This window comes from Streptomyces flavovariabilis (assembly GCF_000725785.1).
Classification (GTDB): domain Bacteria; phylum Actinomycetota; class Actinomycetes; order Streptomycetales; family Streptomycetaceae; genus Streptomyces; species Streptomyces hawaiiensis.
The window spans coordinates 1-830 of record NZ_JNXD01000081.1; the positions used below are offsets into that span (position 1 = coordinate 1).

Sequence of the window (830 nt, forward strand, 5' to 3'; positions counted from 1 at the left end):
GGTCCCCGGCGCCGACGCGGTCGCCGCTGCCCAGTGCACCGCGCACGACTACACCGACCCGGGCAAGCCCCGCATCGCCTGGAACGACGAGCAGGCCCGCACCGAGCTGGTCGACGCGCTGGTCACCGATGCCCTGCGGCTGCTGGGCCACCTGCCCGATGAGCAACTCGGCGAGAAAGCCGCGAACGCGGTCGGCATCCTGGCCCTGGTCGCCGGACAGGACATCGAGCCCGCCGAGGACTCCGACGGCCGTGACGGCCGCTGGCGCATCACCCGGGGCACCGCCCCTGGCCGGATGGTCTCCACCGTCGATCCCGAAGCACGCCACGTCCACAAGACCCGCAGCCACCAGCAGGACGGCTTCAAGGCCCATCTGGCCATCGAGCCCGAGACCGGGTTATACACCGCCGTCGCCCTGCGGCCCGGCGCCGGGCCCGAGCACCACGAGGCCGCGGTCGGCCTGGAACTGCTTGCCGACGAGGACACCCCACTCGATGCTTTCGGCGACACCGCCTACTCCAGCGGCGATGTCCGCCAGGCCCTCCACGAGGCCGGGCACCGGCTGTTCATCAAGCCAGCCCCGCTGCGGCCTGCCGTCCGCGGAGGCTTCACCCTCGACGACTTCGCCATCGACACCACCGCCGCCCTCGTGACCTGCCCGGCCGGACACACCGTGGCCCTGTCCGACCCCGGCGGGCAGCACCACCAACGCAAAGCCTCCTTCGGCAACTTATGCACCGGATGCCACCTGCGCGAGCAGTGCACCAAAGCCAAGGCCGGACGCATCCTGACCATCCGGCCCCATCACGACATCCAGACAGCCGCCCGCC

The 830-nt window shown here is 71.7% G+C and carries 1 protein-coding gene; it reads left to right on the forward strand.

Features of this window, described 5'->3' with window-relative positions:
* On the forward strand, nt 1-830 hold an 830-nt coding region (locus tag IO24_RS0139980), incomplete at both ends, for a transposase (protein ID WP_031144802.1).